The 518-nt window shown below is 65.1% G+C and carries 1 pseudogene; it reads right to left on the reverse strand.

Annotation, left to right across the window (positions count from 1 at the left end):
• Positions 1-518 (reverse strand): annotated as a pseudogene (locus A9762_RS27825) (NAD(P)(+) transhydrogenase (Re/Si-specific) subunit alpha); the annotation flags it as partial.

A 518-nucleotide genomic window follows, 5' to 3' on the forward strand; every position in this document is an offset into this window, starting at 1 on the left:
GCGGCGACGATGTCGTCGTTGGTATCGATGACGAGCTTGCCTTCCTTGTCGATCACTAGCTTGAGGAAGTCCAGCACGTTACGAGCGTAGAGCGCAGAGGCGTCGGCGGCGACCATGCCCGCGAGGTTGGTGTAACCGGCGATGGTGACGCCGTGGACCTTCACCACTTCGTCAGCGACTGACAGCGGGCAGTTACCGCCGCCGTTCGCGCCGCGTCCGGCCGCGAGGTCGATGATCACCGAGCCGGGTTTCATCGCCTTGACGGTGTCTTCGGCGATCAGCGTCGGGGCTGCACGCCCCGGGATCAGCGCGGTGGAAATGACGATGTCGGCCTGTGTGAGACGCGTGTGGACCAACTGCGCCTGACGCGCAAGCCATGCCGCCGGCATCGGACGCGCATAGCCGCCCACACCCTTGGCGATCTCACGTTCTTCGTCGGTCTCGAACGGCACGTCGATGAATTTCGCGCCGAGCGATTCGATCTGCTCGCGCACGGCCGGACGCACGTCCGACGCTTC

The organism is Pandoraea sp. ISTKB, from assembly GCF_001721285.1.
In the GTDB taxonomy this organism is placed as follows: Bacteria; Pseudomonadota; Gammaproteobacteria; order Burkholderiales; family Burkholderiaceae; genus Pandoraea; species Pandoraea capi.